The organism is Micromonospora sp. Utrum1 (assembly GCF_057197805.1).
Genome location: NZ_CM170071.1, coordinates 5,245,808 through 5,266,643, shown reverse-complemented (window position 1 = coordinate 5,266,643; position 20,836 = coordinate 5,245,808). Strand labels below are relative to the sequence as shown.

At 69.5% G+C, this 20,836-nt stretch carries 21 protein-coding genes and 1 pseudogene; 7 read left to right on the top strand and 15 right to left on the bottom strand.

The genetic code is table 11. From position 1 onward, the window contains the following. Positions 1-118: 118 nt before the first annotated feature. From AC0OLQ_RS24835 to AC0OLQ_RS24805, 7 genes and pseudogenes are all read right to left on the bottom strand, one after another. Positions 119-1,546, bottom strand: coding sequence for a DEAD/DEAH box helicase (locus AC0OLQ_RS24835; protein WP_484528284.1), 1,428 nt, complete (start codon positions 1,544-1,546; stop codon positions 119-121). A 567-nt stretch (positions 1,547-2,113) separates the two neighbouring features. Further along, complete coding sequence (locus AC0OLQ_RS24830) at positions 2,114-2,293, bottom strand: hypothetical protein (RefSeq protein WP_484528283.1); 180 nt, start codon at positions 2,291-2,293, stop codon at positions 2,114-2,116. Between the two features lie 784 nt (positions 2,294-3,077). Next, a pseudogene (gene recD2, locus AC0OLQ_RS24825) lies at positions 3,078-4,634 on the bottom strand (SF1B family DNA helicase RecD2); the annotation flags it as partial. Positions 4,635-5,405: 771 nt separating this feature from the next. Next, positions 5,406-5,690, bottom strand: a complete 285-nt coding sequence (locus AC0OLQ_RS24820; RefSeq protein ID WP_484528282.1) for a hypothetical protein — start codon at positions 5,688-5,690, stop codon at positions 5,406-5,408. 76 nt (positions 5,691-5,766) lie between these two features. Beyond that, positions 5,767-5,964: a hypothetical protein gene (locus AC0OLQ_RS24815; RefSeq protein WP_484528281.1), complete on the bottom strand. Its 198-nt coding sequence runs from the start codon at positions 5,962-5,964 to the stop codon at positions 5,767-5,769. Between the two features lie 235 nt (positions 5,965-6,199). Then, positions 6,200-6,379, bottom strand: a complete 180-nt coding sequence (locus AC0OLQ_RS24810; RefSeq protein ID WP_254336772.1) for a hypothetical protein — start codon at positions 6,377-6,379, stop codon at positions 6,200-6,202. A gap of 75 nt (positions 6,380-6,454) precedes the next feature. Further along, entirely contained in the window at positions 6,455-7,351 is an 897-nt protein-coding gene (locus AC0OLQ_RS24805) for a hypothetical protein (RefSeq protein ID WP_484528280.1), read from the bottom strand. A gap of 325 nt (positions 7,352-7,676) precedes the next feature. On the opposite strand from AC0OLQ_RS24805, the gene AC0OLQ_RS24800 reads away from it, so the two are divergent. Together AC0OLQ_RS24800 and AC0OLQ_RS24795 are read left to right on the top strand one after the other, a co-directional pair. Beyond that, complete coding sequence (locus AC0OLQ_RS24800; RefSeq protein WP_484527175.1) at positions 7,677-7,883, top strand: hypothetical protein; 207 nt, start codon at positions 7,677-7,679, stop codon at positions 7,881-7,883. A 36-nt stretch (positions 7,884-7,919) separates the two neighbouring features. Further along, positions 7,920-8,114 carry a hypothetical protein gene (locus AC0OLQ_RS24795; RefSeq protein WP_484527176.1) on the top strand — a complete coding sequence of 65 codons (195 nt, stop codon included), beginning with the start codon at positions 7,920-7,922 and terminating at the stop codon, positions 8,112-8,114. A 148-nt stretch (positions 8,115-8,262) separates the two neighbouring features. Here the strand turns inward: AC0OLQ_RS24795 and AC0OLQ_RS24790 are convergent, their stop codons facing one another. Then, positions 8,263-8,979, bottom strand: coding sequence for a DinB family protein (locus AC0OLQ_RS24790; protein WP_484527177.1), 717 nt, complete (start codon positions 8,977-8,979; stop codon positions 8,263-8,265). A 322-nt stretch (positions 8,980-9,301) separates the two neighbouring features. Between AC0OLQ_RS24790 and AC0OLQ_RS24785 the strand changes: the two genes are divergently transcribed. Then, positions 9,302-9,667: a hypothetical protein gene (locus AC0OLQ_RS24785; protein ID WP_484528279.1), complete on the top strand. Its 366-nt coding sequence runs from the start codon at positions 9,302-9,304 to the stop codon at positions 9,665-9,667. Positions 9,668-9,670: 3 nt separating this feature from the next. Here AC0OLQ_RS24785 and AC0OLQ_RS24780 read toward each other — a convergent pair whose 3' ends face one another. From AC0OLQ_RS24780 to AC0OLQ_RS24765, 4 genes are all read right to left on the bottom strand, one after another. Then, positions 9,671-10,312, bottom strand: a complete 642-nt coding sequence (locus AC0OLQ_RS24780) for an NAD(P)-dependent oxidoreductase (protein ID WP_484528278.1) — start codon at positions 10,310-10,312, stop codon at positions 9,671-9,673. Beyond that, entirely contained in the window at positions 10,309-11,154 is an 846-nt protein-coding gene (locus AC0OLQ_RS24775) for an SDR family oxidoreductase (RefSeq protein WP_484528277.1), read from the bottom strand. Before AC0OLQ_RS24775 ends, AC0OLQ_RS24780 begins: the two co-directional genes overlap by 4 nt. 135 nt (positions 11,155-11,289) lie before the next feature. After that, positions 11,290-11,661: a DoxX family protein gene (locus AC0OLQ_RS24770; RefSeq protein ID WP_484528276.1), complete on the bottom strand. Its 372-nt coding sequence runs from the start codon at positions 11,659-11,661 to the stop codon at positions 11,290-11,292. Between the two features lie 28 nt (positions 11,662-11,689). Continuing rightward, positions 11,690-12,610 carry an NADP-dependent oxidoreductase gene (locus AC0OLQ_RS24765; RefSeq protein ID WP_484528275.1) on the bottom strand — a complete coding sequence of 307 codons (921 nt, stop codon included), beginning with the start codon at positions 12,608-12,610 and terminating at the stop codon, positions 11,690-11,692. 100 nt (positions 12,611-12,710) lie between these two features. Here AC0OLQ_RS24765 and AC0OLQ_RS24760 point away from each other — a divergent pair, with 100 nt between their 5' ends. From AC0OLQ_RS24760 to AC0OLQ_RS24750, 3 genes are all read left to right on the top strand, one after another. Further along, the gene (locus AC0OLQ_RS24760; protein WP_484528274.1) at positions 12,711-13,409 is read left to right on the top strand and encodes a TetR/AcrR family transcriptional regulator; all 699 of its coding nucleotides are present in this window, start codon (positions 12,711-12,713) and stop codon (positions 13,407-13,409) included. Further along, entirely contained in the window at positions 13,406-14,431 is a 1,026-nt protein-coding gene (locus tag AC0OLQ_RS24755) for an LLM class flavin-dependent oxidoreductase (RefSeq protein WP_484528273.1), read from the top strand. Before AC0OLQ_RS24760 ends, AC0OLQ_RS24755 begins: the two co-directional genes overlap by 4 nt. 170 nt (positions 14,432-14,601) lie before the next feature. Further along, positions 14,602-15,072, top strand: coding sequence for a UPF0158 family protein (locus tag AC0OLQ_RS24750; protein ID WP_484528272.1), 471 nt, complete (start codon positions 14,602-14,604; stop codon positions 15,070-15,072). A gap of 160 nt (positions 15,073-15,232) precedes the next feature. Here AC0OLQ_RS24750 and AC0OLQ_RS24745 read toward each other — a convergent pair whose 3' ends face one another. Next, a complete protein-coding gene (locus AC0OLQ_RS24745; protein ID WP_484528271.1) occupies positions 15,233-15,769 on the bottom strand; it encodes a carboxymuconolactone decarboxylase family protein in 537 nt (178 codons plus the stop codon). A gap of 697 nt (positions 15,770-16,466) precedes the next feature. Between AC0OLQ_RS24745 and AC0OLQ_RS24740 the strand changes: the two genes are divergently transcribed. Beyond that, positions 16,467-17,141 carry a GmrSD restriction endonuclease domain-containing protein gene (locus AC0OLQ_RS24740; RefSeq protein ID WP_484532419.1) on the top strand — a complete coding sequence of 225 codons (675 nt, stop codon included), beginning with the start codon at positions 16,467-16,469 and terminating at the stop codon, positions 17,139-17,141. Between the two features lie 135 nt (positions 17,142-17,276). Here AC0OLQ_RS24740 and AC0OLQ_RS24735 read toward each other — a convergent pair whose 3' ends face one another. Further along, the gene (locus AC0OLQ_RS24735; RefSeq protein ID WP_484528270.1) at positions 17,277-18,041 is read right to left on the bottom strand and encodes a DUF6745 domain-containing protein; all 765 of its coding nucleotides are present in this window, start codon (positions 18,039-18,041) and stop codon (positions 17,277-17,279) included. A gap of 293 nt (positions 18,042-18,334) precedes the next feature. After that, the gene (locus AC0OLQ_RS24730) at positions 18,335-20,752 is read right to left on the bottom strand and encodes a beta-galactosidase (protein WP_484528269.1); all 2,418 of its coding nucleotides are present in this window, start codon (positions 20,750-20,752) and stop codon (positions 18,335-18,337) included. Positions 20,753-20,836: the final 84 nt, after the last annotated feature.

Sequence of the window (20,836 nt, the reverse complement as noted above, 5' to 3'; positions counted from 1 at the left end):
AACAAAAGGCGCCTGGCGGGTTAGATACCCACCAGGCGCTGGCAATGTATGCGACAAACCGAAGGTTGGAACCCGGTGAGGCTAGCGCGGGCGCGCCGCCAGCGCCGTGTCTTCGCTGTCAGCGCTGACCGCGCCGGCTACCAACCCGCGTGCCGGAAGAGAACGCCGCCGCGCCCCGTGGCGCGGACGTGGTTCCTGCGGCACTCGCCCGACGACTTTCCGAGCCTCTCCCGCGCACTGCGCTGGCAGTCGATCCGCCCGCCGCTGTGCGCGGATCCGGGCGCCGCATGGCCCTGCGGCCTCGTCCGTGATGCGGCGCAGTCGTCGCTACGGGAGTCGTCACGAAGCGGCGCTCGCCCGGGGCGAGTTCGGTGAGCAGCGAGTCACCAGGCCCAAGCCGGGTGATCGTCGGGTTGATGCCGGCCTGGCGGGTCAGATCGCGCACGTCGGTGACCTGGTCGTCGGTCATCAGGGTGACGACGGTGCCGCTCGCTCCGGCACGCGCGGTCCGCCCCGAGCGATGCAGGTATGCCTTATGCTCGGCGGGCGGGTCGGCGTGGATCACGAGAGCCACATCGTCGACGTGGATACCGCGCGCCGCGATGTCGGTCGCAACGAGCGTGCGGGCGTCGCCGGCGGAGAACGCCGCCAGATTGCGGGTACGGGCGTTTTGCGCCAGGTTGCCGTGCAGCTCCACGGCGGGCACGCCCGAGGCGACCAGTTGACTGGTCAGCTTCTTGGCGCCCCGCTTGGTGCGTGTAAATACGAGCGTGCGCCCCGGGGCGGCCGTCAGGTCGATCAGGACGGGAAGCCGGTCATCGTGACGCACCCGGAGCACGTGGTGGGTCATCGCGGCGACCGGCGACATCGCCGAGTCGACGCTGTGAGTGACTGGGTTGGAGAGGTACCGCCGCACGAGGACGTCGACGCCCGCGTCGAGCGTCGCCGAGAACAGCAGCCGCTGGGAGCGGGGCGGTGTCTTGTCGAGGAGTCGCCGTACGACCGGCAGGAAGCCCAGGTCGGCCATGTGGTCCGCCTCGTCGAGCACCGTGACCTCGACGGCGTCGAGGATCGCGTGGCCGGTCGACACGTGGTCGGCGAGCCGGCCGGGACAGGCGATGAGGATATCGACCCCGGCACGCAGTGCACCGACTTGTGGCCGCGCGCTCACCCCACCGAAGATCGTCAGGGTCCGCAGCGACAGCGCGGTGGCCAGCGGTGCGATCGTCGCTTCGATCTGGGTCGCCAGTTCGCGGGTGGGCGCCAGGATGAGCGAGCGCGGGCGGCCGGGCAGCCGCGGAGACGTGGCGGCCGAGAGCCGGGCGAGGACCGGGAGAGCGAAGGCGTATGTCTTGCCCGATCCCGTCCTGCCACGACCCAGCACGTCGCGTCCGGCGAGTGAATCCGGGAGCGTCGCGGCCTGGATCGGGAATGGCGTGCTGATGCCCGCCTGATCGAGCGCGGCGACCAGACGGCCGGGCACGCCGAGGTCGGCGAAGGAGGTGGGTGTAACAAGGGGTGTCTTGCTGGGGCGGCGTGCCGCCATGGGAGTCTCCGAACGTGGAAGGGGTCGCTCTGCACGGCGCTGACCGATTGGTCGCGGCGCGTGGTGGTCGACATCAGATGCAGGCCGTGGTCGGAACCGGCGGACTGGTTGATCACTCTACCCGCACCCCGGCCCAAGCCGTACCACGATGGCTTTTTGGGTTAGGGTTCGGCGGGCCGAGCGAAACGGATCCAACGCCCCGGGGCGCGGCGGATCCGCCCCGCTCATTTTCCGCACCCGGCTTGCATGTACGAGCGGGTGAGTCGCGCGTAGGCGCGCAAACTTGGAGCAGCTGTTGACTGATGTAACCGCGCATGACTCGAACTTGTTCCGTGAAGCACCGGGAGCAGATACGCCTTTCGACCACACACCTGCCGTCGACGTAAGTTCGGCTGCCATGACCCGCCTGCGCATCCCGTTCCGCGTCGAGGGTGACGCCGACCGGAAGCCGACGACCGCGCCCATCGCCGCTCGTTAGGCATCACGACGCCACGGAGCCCAGCCGGTAAGGGCTACCACGCGTGTCGGTTCGACGCGTCGCAGGTACCGACGTCCTGTGCAGGTGGATCAGCACGTCTCCACGGGCGGACCACCGGATGGGGCGGCGGCGGTGGACCGCCGCTCGGCCTTGCCCGCATACATCGTCGCGTCGGCCATCCCGATCATCGTGTCCCCGTCGAGGGTGCTGCCGCGAACCGCGATCGCCGCACCCATCGTGACCCGGTCGGGGTGGTCACCCCAGTGCAACAGCGCACGGTGTAGGCGCCGCTCGTCTCGGCGCCGGTGATGAGAGTCGGACAGCTCATGACGTTTGGGGTCTGACTGGATGACTGGGAGATACGTGCGCCGAGGCGGTCGAACGTCGTCGCCGTCGGCGCGCCGTTGAATCGCTTTGACCGATCCGTGGATGGGCTCGCCGGACATCCGCTCAGAAAGGCATACGTGCGGCGTCGCGAGGGCGGCGCTCCGCGGATGCGTCCTGTGCCGGCCCGGTCAGACCTCCCAACTCTCGTCCGCAATTCGTGGCTTCCCGATCACACCGACCGTCTTCCCAAATCAACACCGGCGCGGCCTACGGGCATTCGGGCGCGACGCAGAAGGTGCATTACGTTCGGGCCGTGTTCCCTGTAAAGATCGGAGCGTGCCGACCTCGCCAGTCTGCTGGCCGGGGTTGCCGCCGCCGCCCGCCAACGCGCCCCGTCCCCAGGGAGGCCCTCAGGCGCGCAGCAGGCCACCCCGTCGGAGTCGAGCTTTTCGTCCCTGTAGGCGGGTTTTTCGGCCAGTCCGGCCAGGCGCTGGGTGGCGGCGTACCGGTCTCGCAGCTTTCGCGCGGCGCCGCCATCGGTGGGCGCGGGAGCGACCAGGGCCGTGGCGGGCGGTGTCGGCGTCGATTCGCCTGTGGCGGGCGCCGGGTCGCAGGCGGCGGTTGGGGCGAGCACGGCGAGGAGAGCCACCGAAGCGGCGAGACGTCGGGCCATGGCGGCGAGCATAGGTGGCGCTCAACTTCCGCCTCTGGCCGCCTCCACACATGGAGGGGTGGGCGGCCGGCGTTGATCCGGTGAGCGTTGGTGACGACGCCGGACTGGGCGGCCTGGCGGAAGATCTGGGTCAGCCGCACCCGGGGGATGGTGGGGGCGGCGAGCAGGTCGCGGAGGACTTCGCCGGCGCCGACGGAGGGGAGTTGGTCGACGTCGCCGACGAGGAGCAGGTGCGCGCCGGGTGGGACGGCTTTGACGAGTTTGTTGGCGAGGATCAGGTCGAGCATGGAGGCTTCGTCGACGACGAGCAGGTCGACGTCGAGGGGGTTGTCCCGGTCGTAGGAGGCGTCTCCGCCGGGGCGCAGTTGCAGTAGTCGGTGCACGGTGGCGGCGGGGTGGCCGGTGAGCTCCGAGAGGCGTTTGGCGGCCCGTCCGGTCGGGGCGACGAGGGTGATCTTGGCTTTCTTCGCGGCGGCGAGTTCGACGATGGAGCGGACGGTGAAGCTTTTGCCGCAGCCAGGGCCGCCGGTCAGCACCGCCACCTTCGAGGTCAGCGCGAGACGGACCGCCTGCTCCTGCTCCGGGGCAAGGTCGTTGCCGGTGCGTGCCTTCAACCACGCGAGAGCCTTGCCCCAGTCGACGTTCGTGAAGTGCGGCAGCCGGTCGGCGGGGGTGTCGAGCAGACGGTGCAGGGAGCTGGCGAGGGACTGCTCGGCGCGGTGGAACGGCACCAGATACACCGCCTGCACCGCCTCCCCGTCGGCGGCGGTCAGGGTCTCGCGGACGACGCCCTCGCCGGCGACCAGGTCGTCGAGGCAGCGGGCGACGAGGTCGGCGGGCACGTCGAGGATCTTCGTCGCGTCGGCGACCAGTTCCGGAGCGGGTAGGTAGCAGTGCCCGTTGTCGGTGGCTTCGGACAGCGTGTATTGCAGGCCGGCCATGACCCGCTGCGGGCTGTCGTGGGGGATACCGACGGCTTGGGCGATGGTGTCGGCGGTCTTGAAGCCTATGCCCCACACATCCGCGGCTAGCCGGTACGGCTCCTTCGTGACCACGTCGGTAGAGGCGTCGCCGTACTGCTTGTAGATCCGCACCGCCAGGGAGGTGGACACCCCGACGCCTTGCAGGAAGACCATGACCTCCTTGATGGCCTTCTGCTCCTCCCACGCCGCCGCAATCTTCGCCGTGCGTCTCGGGCCCAGGCCCGGCACCTCGACCAGGCGGGCCGGTTCCTCCTCGATGACCCGCAGGGTGTCCAGGCCGAAATGAGCCACGATCCGCTCGGCGAACACCGGCCCGATACCTTTCACGAGACCGGAGCCGAGGTAACGCTGGATGCCCTGAATCGTGGCCGGCAGCACCGTGGTGTAGGAGTCGACCTCGAACTGCCGACCGTAGCGCGGGTGCGACGACCACCGCCCGTGCAGCCGCAGCGTCTCACCAGGCTGCGCGCCGAGCAGCGCCCCGACCACGGTCAGCAGGTCCGTGCCGCGGTCGGTGGCCACGCGGGCGACGGTGTACCCGGTCTCCTCGTTGACGTATGTCAACCGCTCCAGCACCGCGTCCAGAACGGCGAGCGGCGGGCGAGCTGGCGTGGTCACGCCTGACATCGTGCCGCTTGCCGCCACGGCACGGGCACCCGCCCACCCGCCCACCCGCTCGCCTGAAACCGCGCGAGGCCCGCACGCTTGAAGTCATTCCCGCGGCGGTTCCCGGCGGGTGTCCCCACGTCCCGCGTACCGGTAGACCGGCGGAACGGTCTCGTCGTCCACGTGAGGTAGTGATGCATGAGCGCCGGAGCGGGCAGAGCGCGTGACCCGACACAGATCCCTGTCCGCGGGAACAGCACGGTCAACGGCAAGGATCCCATCTCATCGACCTCGACAGGTGCCAGACGGCCATCAACAGGGCCCCCCGAGAAACCATGCCTCTCTAGCGGGCATCACAACTGCCCGATTGCGTTGATCGCGGTCACCAGCGCCGCAGCCGCCCCGACAAGCCCCGCGAGCGCGCTGATGAGTCCGGTCATCCGGGCGAGGCGATCCGGCGCCACCTGCTCGTCGGCGCGTGCTGATCATCTGTCCCGTCTCGCCATGGCTGTCCCCTCCCCGGCCCGCCCTTGATCCTTCATCACGCCGTCGGAGGTACTTCACCAGCGACCAGCGCCGGCTGCCCTCCCGTGACGGCGGCCCTGTGGATAGAAGGGTTGCCTGTGAATGACGCGTTAGGCGCGCGTGTTCTGTGGCATGGCCGGCGAAGCTGTGCCAGGAGAAGGCCGAGGGGACGGGGGCGGCCACCCACAAGCCGCAGGGCGGACCCGTTACGACCTCGGGTTTGTGGCGCGGACAAGTCGACGCAGTCGGGAAGCACGGTCTGGGCGGTCATTCCAGAGCCGCCGGGCCCGGCCGCCGGCCTTCCCGCGGCGCCGTCGGCGGCCCACCGCCATCCTGCTTCCGCCACTGCCCGGCGGTGTCGGCGCGCAGCAGACGCTCGACCATGCGCACGGCATCCGTCTCCGTCTCGAACTCCCAGCGCAGGACCTTGCCCGTCTCGGTGTCGCCGGCGCGGGCGACGACCGTCCAGCGCGTCTGGCGCACCAGCCACACGTCTCGACGCGCCAAGCGTCCCCACACCCCGTTCCAATACCGCCGGACCACCTCCTGCACCAGGTGATCGTACGCATGTTCGAATGCAGTGGAAGGCGGGGTGGTGAACAAGCCCGGCGGATCCGCCGGGTGTAGGTCACTCGCATCGGTCCTCGGCGCCCCGACCGTAGGGCTTGCAGCAGTCGGGACGGTGGCGGTACACGCGCAGATCACGCCCCTGCCGATGGCCGCGTTCGGACGTGATCTCGTACAGGCACGGCCCCCACACCACGGTCTCCCCGCCGCCGGGCACCACCTGGCCGTCGCCCGGCCCGCCGCGCAGCAGCACGTCCATTCCTCGACCGTACGTAATCGGCCGCGACCGGGCCTGCTGACCGCTCGTCAGCCGCCACGAGACTGGCAGGCTCTGTTGATCGAGTAGTCGGAATTCACCTCATCACCGCCGTCGGGGCGATGCTCTGTCACGGGCCGGGACCTGGGCCGCCCGTACCGAGCATCCGCATCTGCCGATGAGCGCGCACTGGATCATGGGCGTTGAAGTATCCCGGCTCCCCGACGTCCGCGGGCCGTCAGCCGTTGAACGTGCTCCAGGCGGTGGTCCAATCGCGAGTGGCGCGCAGGCTTGCCCGTTGACGGGCGCCGACGAACACGTGGGTGCCGCCGTGCAACCCGGCGGTGAGAGCGACGAGCCCGGGCGCGACGTAGAGATGCGTCGGGTCGGCGGGCACGGCCAGCGGCTGCAGCGGCACAGCGATGAGGTGTCGAGTGAAGCGTTCGAGTTGCTGGTTGTCGAGGACGGCGCGCCCGGTGACGCGGCGCCGGTGTCAGCGGCCCCGCAGCTTGTCCCACACTGTCCGTCTGGGTTGTGGTTGCGCCGAGGGCAGCACGTCTTCGGCAAGCATCCGCCGGGCCGCGTCGCGCGTGGCGGCGGACAGGTCCGGAGTCACGCACGCAAGCTGCGCCAGCGACGTCGCGATGAGCACGGGCCGGGTCTGTTGCGCCGTAGACGCTTTCTCGAAGCGCTCGGCCACCAGCGCGGCGACGCCGGCCCGTTGCGACGGGTCCGTCCACGCCGAGGCCACCAGCGCGTAGACGGCCGCCTCGGTGGTCCAGTCCTCGACGCCGAAGACGATGTCGGCCAGCAGCCCCGTTTCACCCCGGTGCAGCAGGCCAAGGCAGCACCACGCCTGTACGGTCCGCTCCCACACGGACATCCGTGTGCGCACCGGCGACTGCGGCGGGTGGACGAGCAAAGACAACAATTCTTTGACGGGTACCTCGCGCAGCCGCGCCGCCGCATGCAAGGTGACCGCAGGCGGGCCCCAGGACCGTTGCGCGGCAAGCTCCGTCACCACCCCTGCGGCGTCCGGGTCGGGCGGGGGCAGGGCCGCGGTCTCCCGGGTACCGTCGTAATGCCACAGCACGGCGCCGCCTGGACGCAAGGGTTGGCGCGGATCGGGTTCGCCTGGGCGGCCCATCGCGATGACGATGCCCGGGCAGCGTCGCCGTACCAGGGCGATCGCGCTCGGCGGCTCCATCGCGGAGATCCCGATCTCCGTCGCCATCTGTTGGGGATTGAGTCCGGCGACGGCGTTGATGCTCGACGCCTTGCCGGCGGGCACAAAGCCTAGCCACGCAATGTCGCGGGCCTCCTCGAAATAACCGGCATTGACGCGCTCCATCAGCTGGCCGAGGTCACGTGCGCCATGATCAGCAGGCATGCGGGTCAGCCTAGACCGCCACCGCCGGCGACGCTGCCCGAGCGGTCCGGCCCGCGTCTCGCGACTGTGAAACATGTTCACCGATCTGGCCGTGCTCGCGGTAACGATATCGCTACGGTGCTGATGAGGGCCGCGCCGAAAGGGCTCGTGACAGTCCAGCCGTTACAGGGCAAGATCAGCCTCGATGTCCGCGACTCGCTACCGGACTGGGCAGCGCTGCGCCCATCTGGTTTCCACCCCGCCGCCACCATGCTCGGCCACCCTCATTTGCCGCTGACCGCGCGGTCAGCCATCGACGGCGACGCTTTCTCCTTACGCTGGCAGCATGGCCACGTGGACATGGTCGGATGCCTGGGTCTTTTCGTCGATCAAGGGCACCGGTCCGGACGATGGTTACACGCTGAGCGAGATCCTCAAGACGGCCGACACCATCAATCACGCCGTCCTGACCGAAGCCGAGTTCACCCGTGCAGTGCCCCGCCTTCTGGCCGTGGGCCTAATCGGGGCCGATGCCGAAGCCGACCGCTACTGACTTACTGAGACCGGTCGGGCACTGTACCGACAGCGGATGAAACGACGCGGCCTGTTCGGCTGGATGGACGGGATCCCTCCGGCGTTGGGCCGACTCGGCGAGCCGCAGGACAGCGCTTGGTCTCTGCCCGCGGGTGCCTTCGACCAGGCGGTTCGTGAGTACCTCAAGCAGGCCGAGCAGACCCTCAAACGGCTGATCGGTCCAGCAGCCCAAGATCCGCCAGTGTCGTGATGCAGCTTCTCGGTTACTCCGCGAGCGCCTCCCTGACGCGTGGACGCAGCATCCAACGGACGTACTCTTTTGCCGCATATTGAGCACTACGCAGTGGGCTGTCCCTTCGGTGGGAGGTCTTTTCAAGTGTCCACGTGGACACCGGACCTTATTGCTGCGCGTCGAGGTCGCGCAGTGCGAAGCGGAGGTGTTCCCACTCTTCGTCGAAGATCACGTGGAGGCAGTGCAGGACCCGCTCCTCGTGTTCGGGTGACCACACGGTCGGCCGAGGCTCGGCGAGCAGCTCCGGCGTGACGCTCGCGAGGAAGTCCTGCACCATGGCCTGCCGCTCGGCACGCAGATCGAGCACCTCGGCGAGACTCGGCTGCCCCGTGGCAAAGATCGACATATCGAATCCATCCGTCTCGTACTCGGCGTGCGGCTGCCCGAGCGGATGGAAGGGCTGCGGCAGGCGCAGGATCGCCTTGCCGAGCCATGCGTCGGTGGCGAACGCGAGGTGGCGCAGGGTCTGCGCGAACGACCACTCGCCATCGATCGAGACGTCGGCGGTGCCCTCGGGCATGGATTCAACCCGGTCGACCGCGGCCGCCCAGGCCCGTTCGAGCGCCGCCCACGCCGTGCGCAGGCCATCGGAATCCTTGGCATGCTTCAGTTCGCGCCCGGGAAACCGCCGGTTGAGTTCGGCCTCGACGAGCGGCACGACGTCGACACCGTTGATCAGCAGTGCGCCGTCCGCCAGCCACGGCGCATCGATATCGAGCCCGCGCACATCGACGCCGCGCATCACGGCACCGGCCAGCGTCGACCTGTTGAACCGCGCGCCCCGCAGGTCCCTATCGACGAACGTTGTGACGTCCTGGGCCACGGCGCCTTCCCTCCCGTTGGCGATCGCGGCGATGCTAGCGGGCGGGTCCGACAACGAATGCGCGACGCGGCCAGCCCGAAGTCAACGAGCATCGACCGGCGCAGGGTGACTGACCCGGACCAACTGGTGCGACGACGGCGACGGTACAGCTGGTCACCACCTTGGAAATGGTTCCGTCCGGCGAGGGCCAAAGATCGGGGGGCGCGTCGCCAAGATCAAGCATCCGCTACTGCCGCTGACCGCGCGCCCACCAGCCGCTACCGCCCGACTCTGCCGAGAGTAGTGCAGTCGATCACGCCGCTCGTCATCGTTGATTCACTCGATGTCGGTACGGGTGGTGCTGTGTGCGCCGGCCCCTCGATCCAAGGCCTTTTCACAGGCCGCCGCCTGGGCAGAGGACTTGTATCGGCGGTTGCAGGGGCAACTCGTCGAGGTCGCACGCCGCTGGCAGGCGGTCGGGAATCTGCCCGCCGACGCGATCCCGGAGCAGGTCGGCGCCCTCCTGCTCAGCCTCGGGCAGGGCTTCATCCTGCAGCGCCTGCTGGTAAGTGGCGCCAACTCCGACGCCTGTCTCGCCGGGGTGCGGGCGCTGCCGGCCGTGGCCCCGGCCGGCACGCCCGATCGGGTGTCGCGCATGCCCGCCGCCGGGCACGGGCATGAGGTCGGCGGTCTGCCGTACGTGCTCTGATCGTTAGTTGCTGATGGCCGGCGCGGCGTGGTGGAACCGGTCGTCGGTGAGCTGCGCGGCGGTGAAGGCGGCGATGTCGGCGCGGGTCACTGCCATGCCGATCTTGTTGGTGCCGAAGAAGCCGTAGCGGTTCACGCCGCGTGCGGGGCCGTTCTTGGGTGCGCTGAACCGCACGATGGTCCAGTCGATGCCGCTGTTCATGATTAGGTCGGACATGCCCAGCAGCTCCTGGTAGGCGCGGCTGAGCAGGTTGCGGCCCATGAATCCGATGAGCTTCTGCTGCAGGTTCGGCCTGTCGCGTTTGTCGACGATGCTGGGCGTGCCGTTGCCGATGAAACGTTCGACGCCGTGGCGCTTCATCGCCTCGATGATCAGCCGGGTGCCCTCGACCAGCGGCAGGCCGGTGGCCTTGCGGTCCATGCTGGGGCCGAGCGCGGAGATGACCGCGTCCGCGCCGGCCACGGCCTGGTCGATCCCGGCGGCGTCGGTGATCTCACCGACGATCAGGCGCAGGCCCTGGTGCCAGGTCGACGGGACCTTGCCGACGTTGCGCACGTAGGCGGTGATGGTGTGCCCGGCGGTGAGCAGGTCGGCGACGATGAGTTGCCCGATGGCGCCGGTGGCGCCGAAAACGGTGACGTTCACTGGCTCAGCCCTTCGACCAGGGACATGGTGCGATGTCCGGTGAGGCGGGTGAGGTCGTCACCGGCGTATGCCATGATCCCGGCACCCATGTTTCCGTCGAGGGCGGCCAGGAACCCGGCGGTTTCCTCATCGAGGCCGGTACCGGTCAGGATGGCCTGGTACTGCTCGGCGCTGACCGGCCGGTACTGCACCGGCTTGCCGAGGACCGTCGCCATGGCGTCGGCGAGATCGTTGTACGTGTAGTCGGTGACGCCGGTGAGGCTGTAGGTCTTGTGGTCGTGGCCGTCGGTGGAGACCACGGCGGCGAGGGCCTCGGCGAAGTCCCGTCGGCCGGCCGGAGCCACACGGCCGTCGCCGACGGCGGCGGTGAAAACGCCGCTCTGCGCGGCACCCTGCATGGCCTGGATGTAGTTCTCGATGTACCAGCCGTTGCGCAGGATGGTGTAGCGCAGACCGGACTCCTTGATGGCGTCCTCGGTGGCCTTGTGGTCGGCGCCGAGTGCGAAGCTCGGGTCGTCGACGCGGACGCCGCTGGTGTAGTAGAAGTGCTGCACCCCGGCGGCCTTGGCGGCGTCGATGACAGCGCGGTGCTGCTGCAGCCGGTGGGGGTCCTTACCCGACACGAGCGCCACCCGGTCGTGTCCGGCGACGGCGGCGCGGATCTGATCGGCGTCGTCGAGGTCCACGTGGGCGGTGCGGTAGCCGTCGGCGGCGAGGGCGTCGAGGACCTGCTGGTTGCGGCCGGCGGCGGTGATGTCGGCCGTAGCCAGGCCGCGCTTGTGCAGTTCCGGCAGCAGCAGGCGGCCGAGGGCGCCGGTCGCGCCGATGACGAGGACGGACATGCAGGGTCTCCGTTCAGGCGTGTGGAGTCAGGGTGCAGCTGTTCGGCGACGTCGTCGCCGGCGCCGATCACGAGGGGCGGGCTGCCGGTCGCCGGTGGAGGCAGGGGACCGGCAGCCCGGTGGGCGCGTCGCCGGTCAGAAGCTCCAGGGGCCGAATCGGCCCCAGGCCACGAATGCGGCCAGCAGGAACAGCGCGGCGTTGACCGCGATGCCGGACGGCTCCTTGCGGCGGATGTGGGTGATGGCCGCCAGCGCCATGACGACCGCCAGGCAGGTCGCGGCGATCGGGGTGAGCACCGGGGCGATGCCGGTGGCCGCGGGCAGGATCAGGCCGAGGCCGCCGAGCAGCTCGGCGACACCGATGAGCCGTACGGTGCTGAGGGAGAAGTCCTCCACCCACGGCAGGTTGGGCGTGAGCTTCTCCTTCGGCTGCGTCGCCTTCATCACGCCGGCCAGGACGAACGCGGCGGCCAGGACGATTTGCACGATCCACAGGAACACGTTCATGAGCGGGGGTCTCCGAGGGGTGTGGTGATCAGGCGAGGGTGATGGCGATCTTGCCGCGGGTGCCGGCGGCAAACTCGCCGAACGCCGTGGGCACCTCGGTCAGGGTGAAGGTGCGCTCGATCGGCACGCTCAGGCGACCGGCGGCGAGGTCAACGGCGAGCCGTTCCAGGGTGGCCGGGGTCGGGTTGGCCATGACGAAGGTGGCCGCCGGGTGCTGGTCGGCGCCGTAACCGACGGTGCTGGCGATCCGGCCCTTCTCGGTCAGCAGCTCGGCCAGGACGGCGCCGTCGCCGGCCAGGTGCACGATCACGTCGACGCCCTCCGGGGCGGCTGCGTGGACCTGCGCGGGCAGGTCAGCGGTGTGGTCGACGACCTCGTGGGCGCCCAGACCGCGGACGAAGTCGGCTTCCTCGCCGGGCTTCGCGGTGGCGATGACCGTGGCGCCGGCCGCGGCGGCGTACTGGATGGCGATCGCGCCGACGCCGCCGGTCGCGCCGCTGATCAGTACCGTCTCGCCCGTCTGCGGGGCGGCCGCGTCGAGCGCGTTGATCGCGGCGGTGCCGGCCAAACCGACGGCGCCGGCGGCGGCCATGTCGACACCCTCGGGCAGCTTGGCGATGCCGACCGCCTCGGGAACGGTCACGTACTCACCGAAACCGCCGTCACCCAGGTACGCCTTGGTGACCACGCCGAAGACCTTGTCGCCTACGGCGAAGCGGGTGACACCCTCGCCGAGCGCCTCCACGGTCCCGGCGAAGTCCTTGCCCAGCACGACCGGGAATCGGTGCTCCATCATCCCGACGACGTAGCCGTTGGCGACCGACAGGTCGAAGCCGTTGATCGACGACGCCTGCACCTTGACCAGCACCTCACCGGCGGCCGGCTGCGGGGTCGGCACCTCGGCAACCTCGGGCTTCGCACCCTGTTCGGTAGTCACAACAGCCTTCATGTTCATCTCCTCCAGGGAAGTGGAAGCTTTCCTCCACTACGCCTACCGACCGTAGCATAGAAGTGGACGATGCCTTCCACTTGCCCGTATGGTGATCCGTATGACCTCGCCACCCGCACCCCGGACCCAAGGCGGCGCTGGCCTGCGTGTCGACGCCGAGCGCAACCGGCGGCGCATCGTCACCGCCGCCCGCGAGGTCTTCGCCGAGCTGGGCCTCGAGGTGCCGATGGAGGACATCGCCAAGCGGGCCGGAGTCGGCGTCGGCACCCTCTACCGCCGCTACCCGACCCGGGCGGACCTGATCGCCGCGGCCTTCGAGACCAAGATGACCGCGTACGCCGACGCCGCCCGCCAGGCATTGGCCGATCCGGACCCGTGGCAGGGATTCTGCGGCTACGTCGAGAAGATCTGCGCCATGCAGGCCGGCGACCGCGGCTTCACCACGGTGCTCACCATGACCTTCCCCACCGCAAAGCAGTTCGAGGCCGACCGCGCCCGCGCCTTCGCCGACTTCACCACCCTGATCAACAGAGCCAAGGCCGCGGGGAAACTGCGTGCCGACTTCGTCACCGAGGACGTGCCGATGTTCCTCATGGCCAACGCCGGCGTGCTCACCGCAACCGCGGACGCCGCCCCCGACACCTGGCGCCGGCTCGTCGGCTACCTCATCCAGGCCTGCGCCGCCCAGGCCGCGCAGCCGCTACCCGATCCGCCCGCACCCCGGCAGATGTACAAGGCCATGCTGCGCGCCACCCGCCACCAACGCGAACGGCCACGAACCAAGGAGCACCCCGCATGACACTCGAGCTCGGCGTCTACTCCTTCGGCAACACCCCGCCCACCGCAGGCGGCAACACCGCTCAGGCGATCCGCAACGTGCTCGAAGCCGTGCACGTCGCCGAACAGGCCGGTCTCGACTTCTTCGGCTTCGGCGAACACCACACCCCCTCGATGCCCCTGTCGTCCCCGACCTCACTGGTCAACGCCGCAGCAGCCTCCACCCCGCGCATCGGGCTCGGCACCACCGTCACGGTGCTGTCCACCGACGACCCGCTACGGGTCTTCCAGCAACTGGCCACCGCCGCAGCGATCGCCCCCGGACGCATCGAGGTAGTCGCCGGCCGCGGATCCTCCGACATCACCTTCCCGCTGTTCGACCTCGACGTCCGCAACTACGACATGCTCTACCGCTCCAAGCTTGACCTACTGATCGCCGCCAACGAGCACCACCGCGTCACCTGGAAAGGCCCCCACCGGCAGCGGCCCCTCAACGACGCGCTGATCGTGCCCCGCCCGGAACAGCCACTCAAGATCTGGCTCGGCACCGGCGGCAGCCCCGAGTCGGTACTGCGGGCCGTCGAGCTGGGCCTACCGATGTTCCTCGGCATCCTCGGCGGCACCGCAGAGCACTGGGCGCAGTACGGCACCGCCTACCGGAAAGCCTGGGCCGAAGTCGGGCATCCCGCCGAGACCGCCGACATCGCCGTCGCCGTGCACGGATTCGTCGCCACCGACAACCGGCAAGCGAAGGCCACCTACCTCGAGCACGAGCTGCGCATGTTCACCACCGGCGCCGCCGAACTCGGCCGCCCCGCGATGACACCCACCGGCAGGGGCAACAACTACGAGCCCGGCGGCATGGTCTTCGCCGGCGGACCCAACGAGATCGCCGACCGCATCCTGCACCTGCACCAGCTACTCGGACACAGCCGCCACATCCTGCAGATGGACGTCGGCGGCATGCCCCACGACACCTTCCTCAAGAGCATCGAGCTACTCGGCACCGAGGTCCTGCCACAGGTCCGCAAGGAACTCCGATAGCAACGACTGCCAGGGGCAAAGTGGCCGCCCCGGACGCCGCGAGTCACTCTTGCAGCTCGTCCCTCGCGTAGCCGAGCGGGCGCGGTCCAGGCTTGATCAGGTGCGCACATCTGCCGCTGGTCGCGCTGTCGCTGTCGAAGCGCGGACGGAAGCAGGTTTATGGTGGCCGGATGCTTGACCTGAGCAGGCTAGACCTGGAGGAGATCGCCACCGCGCTCGAGGACCAGACCGATTACGAGCACCGATGGCTGATCAACCCGCAGACCGGCAAGATCATGGTCTGGACGACGGACGGCGGCCTCGACGGACAAACGCCCGTCGACCTTGAGGACCTTGACCTGGTCGGCATCGACCCGCTGCCGTCCTACGTCTGGTATCAGGACATGGTCGACTTCGCCGAGGGGATCAGTGACGCGGTGGCCGGCCGCAGACTGGCGCGGGCTATCCAGGGCAAGGGTGCCTTCCGCCGGTTCAAGAACGAGTTGCACGAGGAGTATCCGCACCTGCTGCCGGCGTGGTACGCCTTCCGCGACGTGCGCGCAAGGCGGCGGGCGGTTGAATGGCTGGTCGACAACTCGCTGGTCGACGACGAAACGGGCGAGCGTTTCGTGGCCGAGCACCCGGATCCCGACCTTCCCTGAGCTGACGCCCGCGTCGCGCGACTTCCCGGACGACGAACGCACGCATCTGCCGCTGACAGTGTGGGGGTCAGACAGCGCTGCTGCCGGTGGGGCCAAGGTTGTGTGCGCCTAGACTTGGCGGCCGTAGGTGACGGTTTCTCGGACGAGCCGAGGCGCCTTCTCAGCAAGCTGTGGGTCGGGCCGCGCTTCCCAGCGCATCGTTGATAGTGGAGAAGGCCAGACGGAACGCCATCCAGGTCGTCGCCTCGAAGATCTCCTGGTCGTTGAGGCCCGCGTCGCGTAAACGGTTTACGTGGGCCTCGGTTTTGGCATTCGGATCCTGGATGACTTGGCGGGGCCAACCGGCGAGTGTGGCCTCCCGCTCGGGCACGTCACTATCAACGCCTTGCAGCACGCTTGCGGCGGTCGCCTCGTCACTGAGTTCGGCCAGCCTAGATCCCCACGCCGGCGCACAGTAGGCGTCGCCGCGGGCGGCGGCGGTGGCGGCAACCATCACGGCTACTTCCCTCGGCGACAGGCCTGACCCGGCCAGGAGTTCAGCGCGCAGGGCCTGGAAGGACGCCAGCACGTCAGGACGCCAGCACCAGACCCGAGTGAGGTTGTTGACGTAGCCATCGGACGTGACATCGGCTTTGTAGGCGGCAGCCACTGCCGGGCTCTTCGGTGGGTCAGCGAGGAACGCAGCCGGGCGGTCCATGGAGTTAGCGTGCTGCACCCAGCGACCATCCGAGGACCGATCAACGACAGTTCGGAAGCCGCCTTCTTGTCCCGCGAGTCGTGGGTCTCCTGCCGGCCAACGTCGCCGCCATCCGCGCGGCTGCATCGGCGAACACCGGTTGCCTCCGCGACCTGCTCGACCTGACGACCGCCTGGTCCTGGCCGGCGCTGTCGCCCCGACGCCCTCCACCGGCTGATTCCCTTCCCCGGCCCAGCCGCTCCGGTCGCCCAGGGCTCGACAGTGGTGGCGGTGACCGGCACGCCCGACCACCTGCGGACAACGGTGAAAGCCGACGACCTGCTGGCCCGGCTCAACGCCGGATGAGGCGACGAGCCGGCGATTCACGAGCAGGCGCCTCCAACAAATAGCCCTTCCGGGCGGTGCCTGCGTACCGCACGGCGCTGAAGCCGTCGGTAGTCGGGGAAGGTCAGGCCGAAATGCCCCCGAAGCAACGCCTGCCAGGACCAGGTGGCTGCCCGGCGAAACATCTATTGCGCACCCCCGCGCGTGCACTCTTGCCGGCGCTCGCGCTCAACGGCGACACGGTGTCATCGATGTACGCGACTACCTTGGCCGATCTTCACGGAAGGGCCCCCACCTCTTTACAAAGATGCCTGTCAATGGACATCATCCTTGGAGAAGGTCGATGCCCAACGACGGTCTCCCGGAGGCCCGCATGCCAGTACGACCGCTGTCCAGCAGAACCGCAGTAGTGCGGCGGTGGGCCGCGGCGACAGTCGCGGCCGTCGTCGCCACCGGCGCCCTGGTCGCCGTACATGCGGCGCCAGCGCTGGCCACACCGCCCGGCATCCCTTCCAAATCGACCGCCCAGTCGCAGCTCAACGCCCTCACCGTCAAGAGCGAGGGCTCGTTGACTGGATATTCCCGCGACCTGTTCCCTCACTGGATCACGATCAGCGGCACCTGCAACACCCGGGAGACCGTCCTCAAGCGCGACGGCACCTCGGTTGTCACCGACAGCAGCTGCGCCGCGGTGTCGGGTCGCTGGTACAGCCCGTACGACGGCGCCACCTGGCCGGCCGCCTCCGACGTCGACATCGACCACGTTGTGCCCCTCGCCGAGGCGTGGCGTTCCGGCGCCAGCAGCTGGACCACGAGCCGGCGGCAGAGCTTCGCCAATGATCTCAGCCACCCGCAGCTGATCGCCGTCACGGACAACGTCAACCAGGCAAAGGGCGACCAGGACCCGTCCACCTGGCAGCCGCCACTGTCGTCGTATCGGTGCACCTACAGTAAGATGTGGATCACGGTGAAGTACGGCTGGGGTCTGAGCCTGCAGCCGACGGAAAAGTCGGCCCTGCAGAGCATGCTGAACACCTGCGCCTCCTGACCCTGTCGCGGCTGATCGAGCAGCCGTGGCGGCGACGTGGCGCGGGGCGGCCAGGCCCGGTGCGAGAGCCTGGCCGCCCCGGACGTCGTCAGCGGAGATATCGGGCGCGAGCGCTCGCCCGTCTGTGACCGCTGGTCACGGTGGCGGAAGGACGTTGCCGTCGCGTGCCCACGTCTGGCTGCCGTCGGGCCAGACGACCGCCGGCTCGTCCTCGCCGTGCAACTGGCCCTGGCCGTTAACCCGCAGGAACGTGGGGTGTTCGCTCATGACCGCGACGTCGGCGAATGGCCACCAGGGCCCTGCCGCCAGCGCCACCTCCCTGCACCCTTCCCAGGCGGGATCAGGGGTGGTTCCGAGCAGCTCTCGGTAGGTGTCGATGGTGGCGAGGAGGAGCCAGTCGGGATAGAAGTTCCAGGCTGGTTCGAAGAACCGGTCGCGCGGGTTCAGGCAGTAGCGGACGACGGCGTTTCCCTCGTCGTCCTGGTCCACGATGCTGCTCCCGGTGTCCCAGAACCTGGCGGGCACCAGGGTGTAGCTGGCGGTGATGTTGCGGTCGACGCTCGCCCAGATCGGGGCATGCACCAGGTCGTACACCTTCCGCACCGCGTGCAGCACCGGTGTGAGAGCGGCGCCTTCGGGTTCGGTGACCGGGTTGCAGCGGTAGGGGTACTCCATGAGGTCGTAGCGGGCTTCGACGCCGTCGTAGCGCTGTTCGCCGTAGTAGCCCGTCCACTCCATGAACTGGTGGAAGTCCCCGTGGGCGGTGAAGCGGTCGAGCTTGCTGGTCTGCTCCCAGATCGGCGCCCGCGCGGCGGCGAGGGAGCGGTTGAGGTTGTCGCGCCGAACTGACGTGACGAGCGAGGTGTGCCCGTCGTCGATGACGCGATAGAGCTGTTCCATCGCGGCGGGGGGAGAGGGGCACCAGAGGAATCGGGAGGGTTCGGGGTGCCCTGCCGCTTGGTAGGCCAGACGGACGGCGGCCTCGGCACGCGCGTGGTCGGCGGGTTCGCAGGCGAGGGCCTGGCCGAGTGGTGGGTCGACGCGCTGCTGGAGCGTCGGCGGGAGCTGGCTGGCGCTCGTCCTGGGACGGATCATCCTGAAGCCGGCGACCCGCGCCGGGCAGGTGCAGCACGATGTTTACTGGCTCGAGTCCGACAGGTCTTCGGAGTCCTGGGCGTCGCCTCGTACGGCGGTCAGTCAATGCTGACCCGGACCGGTTCGCCATCTGAGGCCTGGACGGTCAGAGTGGCCCGACCGTCGGCCAGGCTCACCTCACCCCGGTCCGCGCGTACCGGCCGGTCGGTGGCGAAGACCGCGACATCCTCGGTCTGGGTCGGCCGGAGCAGCACCTCCGAGCCGCTCCGGGCTACCAGTTCGCAACTGCTCTCCAGCAGCGTGGCCGGTCCGACGCGGATTCCGGCGGGCAGCATCAGCCCGGCGCGTGCGCTGATGCGCAGGCGCCGGCCGGCCAGTACCGGCTTGTCCCGGTGCCACAGGCCGAACTCGATCGCCGACGGCGCGACGTTGACCAGGTGAAGCAGCCGCTGGCCGGACCGGTCCACGGTCGAGGTGAGCAGCAGCCCGGGGTCGCCTGCGTCGTGTCGGAGCCGGGGCCGCACCCCGAGCCGGTCCAGCGCTGCTCGCCAGAAGTCCAGGTGGCACGGGTAGTCGGTGGCGATCACCACGGCTCGGCCGGCGCCCGCGGTCACCTCGGCGCCGCACGGCCGGCCGGAGCCGACCTCGGTGAGCAGGCGTTCACCAGCCCCGGCCAGCAATTGGGCGTAACCGACCCGGACCTCGGCGGGGCCGGCCGCCCACTCGTGGCCCACCACCGACGGAAAGTAGTGTGGCCCGCCCTCCAGCCAGCCGTCCGGCCGTAGCCCGAGTGCGTCGGCCAGCAGGGTGCACGGCGTGCCGTCGTGGTCGCGGCTGGGTAGCGGTCCGTGCAGCAGCAGCCGGCCCCCGGCCCGCAGATGGTCGACCAGCCGCTGCTGGACGTCCGAACCGAGGGTGGGGGCGGTGGCCAGCACCAGCACCGGCGGCGTGCCGCCCGGCGCCTGTACTGCGCCGCCTGGGGCCTGCAGGTCCGCTGCGGGGAACGAGTAGCCGGCGAGCAGCAGCGCTCGCGCCAGCACGTCCCGCGCGCCCATGCCGCGGAACCGTTCCAGCTCGGCGACCTGCTTCGCCCGTTTGGTGGACGCCGGGTGGCGGTACTCGGTCAGGTAGTGGTCGGGAACGAATCCGAGGGCGAACCCATCGTGTTCCTCGTCGCCGTCGGCGAGCAGGTCGGCCACCCCACGTACGGCGTGCAGTGCCCGCCTTGCCGCGGCGTACGTCGGGTTGAGCCGCCCCTGCGGGCCGACCGGAGCGGCGAAGCCGTGCCGCTCGCCGGTGAACGCGATCCGGTCGTTGCCGTCGCCGACCGGCTCGGCCAAAGGCGGGTTGTGGCCGCCGGCGAAGAGGTAGAGGTTGAGCAGCCGGTTGCCCTGCGCTACACAGAGCCGGGTCTTCAGGTCGATCCCCTCCGGCGGGTAGAGCGTCGACAGGTCCTCGTCGTAGTCGCCGTTGCCGGCCTCGAACTCCAGGCAGGTGAGCGGCTGGTCGCGGTCGTTTGCGGCGGCCAGGAAGGCGTTGGACACGTACAGGTCGGCGACGTTGCCGACGGTCAGGTCGCCGAGGTAGTAGTCCGAGCCGGAGGTGAGCTGCGGCTGCCCCCGGTACGCCTCGAACAGTTGGCTGATCCCGATCGGGAAGGTGCGGCCCCGTCGTTCAGCGGTGCCGTGCACGTTGACCAGGAACGGCACGCCGGTCACCCCGTGCCGCTCGGCGCTGTGCCGCAGCGCCGCCACGTACCGGCGGTAGCGGTCGCGCATGTAGCGACCCAGGTCGTCGTGCAGCGCCAGCGACCGCTCCTCTGCCGGGGTGCGCAGGGCCCTAGACCACGCCGTCGGATCGGCCGGATCGGCACCGATCCGCGCCGCGGCGGTGTCCTTGCCGTACCGCTGGACGGTCCAGCGGGCCAGGTCGCCGCAGACGCCGTCGGTGAGGTCGGGGGAGTTGGTCACCCACGACAGCATCCCGATCTCGTTGTCGAGTTGGACCGCCACCACCGGTCCGCCGCGCGGCGCGAGCCGCTGCGCGATCAGTGGCATCACCTGGGCGTACCAGCCGTCGGCTGCGGCGAGGAACTCGGGCGCAAGGTAGTCGATCGTGCGCGTGCTGATCGTCGCGCCGTCCCAGGTGGTGGGGAGCAGATGCGGGTGCTCGTCGTACACGCGGTAGGGGATGCCCTCGTTCTTCAGCTCGGCCATGACGAACGGGCCGGGGCGGACCACGGCCCGCAGCCCGCGCTGGTGCGCGAGGTCGAGGAAGCCGGCCAGGTCGCGCTGCTCGTGGGTACGCCCGGTCAGGTCGACCGAGCCGTCCGGCAGTTCGTGCCATAGCCACGGCACGTAGGTGGCGACGGTGTTGCCGCCGCAGTCCTGGAGCTGGTCGAGCCGGTCTGCCCAGTCGGCCCGGGCGAGGCGGAAGTAGTGCACCTCACCGGCGAGCAGCAGCTCGGGCCGACCGTCGACGAGGATCCGGCGATCCCGGAGTAGTACTTCTGACATGTGGGGCAGAGCTTCCTACGCAGGAGATTGTGGACCCGAGGGTTGTGAAGTTCGTCCCGGCTGCCTATGGTCGCCTGAAACCGG

Bases quoted from the DNA above. Each gene is read 5' to 3' on its own strand.
- AC0OLQ_RS24795 (WP_484527176.1), top strand. From the start codon at position 7,920: ATGAAACGACGCGGCCTGTTCGGCTGGATGGACGGGATCCCTCCGGCG.
- AC0OLQ_RS24760 (WP_484528274.1), top strand. From the start codon at position 12,711: ATGACCTCGCCACCCGCACCCCGGACCCAAGGCGGCGCTGGCCTGCGT.
- AC0OLQ_RS24730 (WP_484528269.1), bottom strand. From the start codon at position 20,752: ATGTCAGAAGTACTACTCCGGGATCGCCGGATCCTCGTCGACGGTCGG.
- AC0OLQ_RS24735 (WP_484528270.1), bottom strand. From the start codon at position 18,041: ATGGAACAGCTCTATCGCGTCATCGACGACGGGCACACCTCGCTCGTC.
- AC0OLQ_RS24765 (WP_484528275.1), bottom strand. From the start codon at position 12,610: ATGAAGGCTGTTGTGACTACCGAACAGGGTGCGAAGCCCGAGGTTGCC.
- AC0OLQ_RS24775 (WP_484528277.1), bottom strand. From the start codon at position 11,154: ATGTCCGTCCTCGTCATCGGCGCGACCGGCGCCCTCGGCCGCCTGCTG.
- AC0OLQ_RS24755 (WP_484528273.1), top strand. From the start codon at position 13,406: ATGACACTCGAGCTCGGCGTCTACTCCTTCGGCAACACCCCGCCCACC.
- AC0OLQ_RS24815 (WP_484528281.1), bottom strand. From the start codon at position 5,964: ATGGACGTGCTGCTGCGCGGCGGGCCGGGCGACGGCCAGGTGGTGCCC.
- AC0OLQ_RS24835 (WP_484528284.1), bottom strand. From the start codon at position 1,546: ATGGCGGCACGCCGCCCCAGCAAGACACCCCTTGTTACACCCACCTCC.
- AC0OLQ_RS24740 (WP_484532419.1), top strand. From the start codon at position 16,467: ATGCCAGTACGACCGCTGTCCAGCAGAACCGCAGTAGTGCGGCGGTGG.
- AC0OLQ_RS24770 (WP_484528276.1), bottom strand. From the start codon at position 11,661: ATGAACGTGTTCCTGTGGATCGTGCAAATCGTCCTGGCCGCCGCGTTC.
- AC0OLQ_RS24785 (WP_484528279.1), top strand. From the start codon at position 9,302: ATGTCGGTACGGGTGGTGCTGTGTGCGCCGGCCCCTCGATCCAAGGCC.
- AC0OLQ_RS24745 (WP_484528271.1), bottom strand. From the start codon at position 15,769: ATGGACCGCCCGGCTGCGTTCCTCGCTGACCCACCGAAGAGCCCGGCA.
- AC0OLQ_RS24800 (WP_484527175.1), top strand. From the start codon at position 7,677: ATGGCCACGTGGACATGGTCGGATGCCTGGGTCTTTTCGTCGATCAAG.
- AC0OLQ_RS24750 (WP_484528272.1), top strand. From the start codon at position 14,602: ATGCTTGACCTGAGCAGGCTAGACCTGGAGGAGATCGCCACCGCGCTC.
- AC0OLQ_RS24805 (WP_484528280.1), bottom strand. From the start codon at position 7,351: ATGCCTGCTGATCATGGCGCACGTGACCTCGGCCAGCTGATGGAGCGC.